The sequence below is a fragment of the Roseibium sp. genome, from assembly GCF_025698965.1.
Taxonomy (GTDB): domain Bacteria; phylum Pseudomonadota; class Alphaproteobacteria; order Rhizobiales; family Stappiaceae; genus Roseibium.
In genome coordinates this window covers 1-4250 of the sequence record NZ_JAILWL010000528.1, presented here as the reverse complement: position 1 = coordinate 4250, position 4250 = coordinate 1, and the positions used below count along the sequence as shown (strand labels likewise).

At 49.6% G+C, this 4250-nt stretch carries 4 protein-coding genes and 1 pseudogene; 1 reads left to right on the top strand and 4 read right to left on the bottom strand.

Annotated features, from left to right (window positions below; genetic code table 11):
- Positions 1 to 160 precede the first annotated feature (160 nt).
- A pseudogene (locus K5905_RS28700) lies at positions 161 to 877 on the bottom strand (glucosaminidase domain-containing protein); the annotation flags it as partial.
- Between the two features lie 137 nt (positions 878 to 1014).
- Between K5905_RS28700 and K5905_RS28695 the strand changes: the two are divergent.
- Positions 1015 to 1323 (top strand): hypothetical protein, encoded by a 309-nt coding sequence (locus K5905_RS28695; protein ID WP_297590823.1) that lies wholly within the window; start codon positions 1015 to 1017, stop codon positions 1321 to 1323.
- 103 nt (positions 1324 to 1426) lie between these two features.
- On the opposite strand, the gene K5905_RS28690 is transcribed toward K5905_RS28695, so the two are convergent.
- The 3 genes from K5905_RS28690 to K5905_RS28680 form a co-directional block, all read right to left on the bottom strand.
- The gene (locus K5905_RS28690) at positions 1427 to 1723 is read right to left on the bottom strand and encodes a hypothetical protein (RefSeq protein ID WP_297590821.1); all 297 of its coding nucleotides are present in this window, start codon (positions 1721 to 1723) and stop codon (positions 1427 to 1429) included.
- A 28-nt stretch (positions 1724 to 1751) separates the two neighbouring features.
- Entirely contained in the window at positions 1752 to 2576 is an 825-nt protein-coding gene (locus tag K5905_RS28685) for a hypothetical protein (protein ID WP_297590818.1), read from the bottom strand.
- A gap of 592 nt (positions 2577 to 3168) precedes the next feature.
- The gene (locus K5905_RS28680; protein ID WP_297590815.1) at positions 3169 to 3963 is read right to left on the bottom strand and encodes a hypothetical protein; all 795 of its coding nucleotides are present in this window, start codon (positions 3961 to 3963) and stop codon (positions 3169 to 3171) included.
- Positions 3964 to 4250 lie beyond the last annotated feature (287 nt).

Here is a 4250-nt window from a genome sequence, read left to right as displayed (position 1 = left end):
GGCAAAGGAATTGTCGTGAATGAAGGCCAGCAGTTTGACGGCCACCGGATCGGCCACCTGTTGCAGACCGTTCGCATCGGCTTTCGTCAACGCGCCCTTGTCGGCAAACCAGCCGGTTATGTCGAGATTCAATGCATTCAGATTGCCCTATGTCGTTCTGTCACGAAAACCCGAACATCTCCGGATCGCGCCTTGCTGCAACAATCAGCTGCCGCGCCCGCGCCGGATTACGCTCCGGCATTTCGGCCTGCTGCTTGAGGTTGGGATTGCGCAAATCAAATGGGTTTCCCTTCAAAGACGCGCCATTGCCACTTGGTTTCGGTCTCGGCACGGGAACCGCATCACGGGTACCTCGTATTCGGCTGTCCGCCCGCTTAGTTTCAGAGCCCAATTGAATTGCGGGAGGTTTGCTAGCCGGAATAGGCGTCGCCATAGTGTTCAATGCGCCCATGCTATGTGTATCAAAGATACTCGGGGGCATTCGTGCAGCCCGCTCTCCTGCCACGAGGCTGCGCAAGTCCGCTTCGGCTTCTGTCTTGCGGACAAATTCCGTTAACTCCGCCGACGGCGGAGAATAGATTTCACCAATTCGGCGTTCCACATACGCTAGTTTGTTCCCATACTGACTATCGGTCGCATAACCACCAGATCGCCCATAACGAAGCCCCTCCGCGGCTTCTTCAAAACTCAGCGCAGACATCGCTTCAGGCCAGCGGCGCTCAACTGTCGCGACCCAGTCTTTGATACTTTCCTCCAGACTGTCATACTTGCGAAATCTGTCGGTAAGCTCGACCCTTTTGCCACCCTCCTCTTCCCAGGTACGAAATTGTTGGACCGGTCCCGTCCATGAAGAACCCGCCTTTATTCCGAAATAGTTATTTCCCTTGACAGACTTTCCATACCCCCGTCTCTAGTGAGGCTTGCGCCGCAGCGAGCCGGGCTTGCGGTTCAGGCAACCCAATGTTCCGTGCTGCAATGTAAATTCGGCGCGAGAAAGTATTGACGCGAGAATTCATGAAAAAAATTTTCCTTCTGATGTCGGTTTTTGCCACTCCCGCTTCTGCACAGGTGCAGTTTTGCCCAGGCTCAGAAATTCCCTACACATTCACCATTTTCCAGGATGTATTACTGATAAATCGGGCGTACCATCGGGCCTTCTGTCAAAAGACGGAAGGTGACAAGTACGAATGTCTTGAGAAGTGGCCCGGAGACGAAACCCCCAGCGTTTACGTCGTCCACGCTAAACGGCTGGAAAACGGCAAACTTTCAATTCGGCCACCGCTTGAAAACGACGAACCGATGATTGTCCCGGAATGTGAGTAGACTTAAGCTAAGTGATACACTGAAGATAATCTTCATTACTGGTTGACCGTCAGCAATTTCAATTTTTCAAAGTGTTCTTGTGCTGATTTTCCGCAAATCGATCTCAAACCCTGAACAGTTTCGGGTCCCTTGCTGCCACCATGATCATCTGCCGTGCCCGCGCCGGGTTTTTCACCAGAAGCTCGGACTGTTCCTTCAGGTTGAGGCAGTCGCTTGCGAAGGGATCGGCACCGCTGCTGCCCTCAGTCAGCCTGGAAAGGCCAACCTCGGCAAATGACCTGTCGTGGATGAAGGCCAGCAGTTTGACGGCCACCAGGTCGGCCACCTGTTGCAGACCATTCGCATCGGCTTTCATCAGCGCACGCTTGCCGGAAAACCATCCGGTGATGTCGAGTTTCAATGCGTTCAGATTGCCCTATGTCGTTCTGTCACGAAAACCCGAACGCCTCCGGATCGCGCCTTGCAGCAACAATCAACTGCCGCGCCCGCGCCGGATTACGCTCCAGCATTTCGGCCTGCTGCTTGAGATCAGGGTTTGTCAGATCAAACGGATTGACACCCTTTTTCGAACTCGGCTGACGCATCGAAGTGTCTCCCCCGCTCTTTGGCTTCGACACGGGAACCCCAAACCCGGGCTTTGACCCCTGTATGGAATTCAAGTGCGATCCATTTATCGCACTGTTTTTCGGTAAAGGCAGGCGCGCCGACTTTCCAGTGCGGTTAGGAATGGTGGTAGGACGCCGATCTTGCTTGGCTCTCTTTTCTGGTTTTGAATCCTGCAAGCCCAAAAACTCGCTTGCCAGTGATACAGCTTTGTCGTCGGCGTAGAACTCAGCTATCGCATTCCCGGCTTGCTCGGCCGAGCCAAACTTTCCTGCCGCAAGCTGGCTGGACCAGTGCCCCGCCCTTGTCCTGTTCGACACCAGCAAACCGTGAATGAGCTTTTTCGCATTCTTATGGTCGTCCCCTAGTTTTCCGAATTTGAAAAGGGCTGCTTGCAAATCTTCATCAGCGACCGCACCCGCCCCATATTGATCAAAAAGATAGTCGCGCATCTGCGTGATTTTGGCGGTCTTTTGGGTATTGGCCTTCGCCTTGTTCATGGTCGCTGCTAATACTTCATGTGCTTCCATTCGGCGTTTATCGACCGGATACCGCTCGTTCAATGACACCCGATTTACTCTGTTAAAAGCACCATTAACTCTGGAATTGACTAAATCATCATCAAGTTTCTTTTTCCAATACTCATCCATAATTTTTCACTCACAACGCTTTCGCAACACAGCAGGTTTCAAGATGTTTTTGTTAGTCTAAGCAGGCTGAAAGGTTTTTTCGGAAAACGCCTACTGCTCTCGCGTAAACATAACCACGGGCCGTTTGGAACCCGGGGGTCACCAATATTAGTCTTTTGCCCTGACCTGAAATCACCCCACCTGTAAGTTGAACCGGTACGATTTGGAAGGCTGCCTGCGACAAGAACACGTGGGACAATCGGAACACGCCAGCTCAACCGGTTGCTCAGGGGCTTGAAAAAATGTGCAAAGTTCGCTCCGCATCGCCCCAAACGCTTGTTGACCACAATGGTGATCACTTCAATTGTTTCGACGACAAGCCCGATCCAGAACACCTAACCAAATTGGGTGGATTTGACTATTCCGGTTCGGTGCTTCGGTTCGGTGCTTCACCGGAAGTCAAACTCTCGCAACCAGGCACAGCAATGCTTCCCGGACAGTCAAATGTCCCAACGATTGGCTAAACAGAAAATCTTGGCCATTACGATTTTTCAAAGTAAATATTATCCAAATGAGCTAGAATGACATTAGTCAAAAGTACATCGTAAGAACATCAATCCGAATTCAAAATACTCCTGAAGGGAACGCTCGCAGGCCTCGTGAAGATCAGCGTCTGCATTATCAGGCAATCAATCTGTTCCTTTGAAGCAGGCTCGGCACTCGAATAGACGGTCATGCTGTTGAGTGGCGTACGGCCGTCGTCAAAACCCGTGAATTCGATTTGAGAAGAGCAATGCCTATCGAACAGATTTTCTCTGTAGAAATACTCGGCATATTTCATATCATCCAGGGGAGCACCCAGCTCGACAGCAGTTCCCCAGCCACCGGCTTTTCTCAAGTTGACATAATACAAAGACAACGCCAGATTGTGGATGTATTGTCCCCTGGGATCAAGAATTTCTGATATTTCCACATTTCCCGGTTCCAGGTCTTCACTCCAATCCCTAAGCTCCCTGGAAAGGTCCACGTTGAGTGCTACGATTGTATCTGTTTGCATATAATCGAGTTCATTTATTGGAACTCCGTAATATTTCTGTCGACCATAAGGGAGGTGTATAAAGTCAAACTCAGGAAAAATCGGAAAACTAGCCGCATTTTTCTCTATTTCTCCTTCAGAAAAGCCCAGATAGAGGACGCGTATTTCTTTTCCAGGCTTAATCTTTGATTTTAACTGATCATGTTCTGAATTCACGTAGTCTTTGATCGCTTTGTTTAAAGCTAAAGGTTGGTCCTCCCAAATAATCGTGTGTTTTTCCTCCGCTAAAGTGACCGAAGAAATAGTGCACAGGCAAGCGATAGAAAAAAACCAACGAACATTTTTGCAATATCGATTAGCTGAACAATTCATTTTATCCCTGCACCAAAACACTGAACCAAAGACCAAATTCGCAACTTAAAACAGCGGCGAGTTCATATTTCGTTCTAAATCAACCATCGATTGCGATCAAGCATTGAAGAAATTCGCTGCCTCGCAAATCAAATCCCGAACTTCTCCGGATTACGCGCCAGCATTCCGGCTTCCACGTTCGATCGTCGTTTGATAAAAATAATCGCGTTCTCCGTAAATCTTCGTCAAAAGGTCTATTTCGCCCTGCGTCAAATATCTTTTCTCACTCATTTATGTTTGCTCTTTCT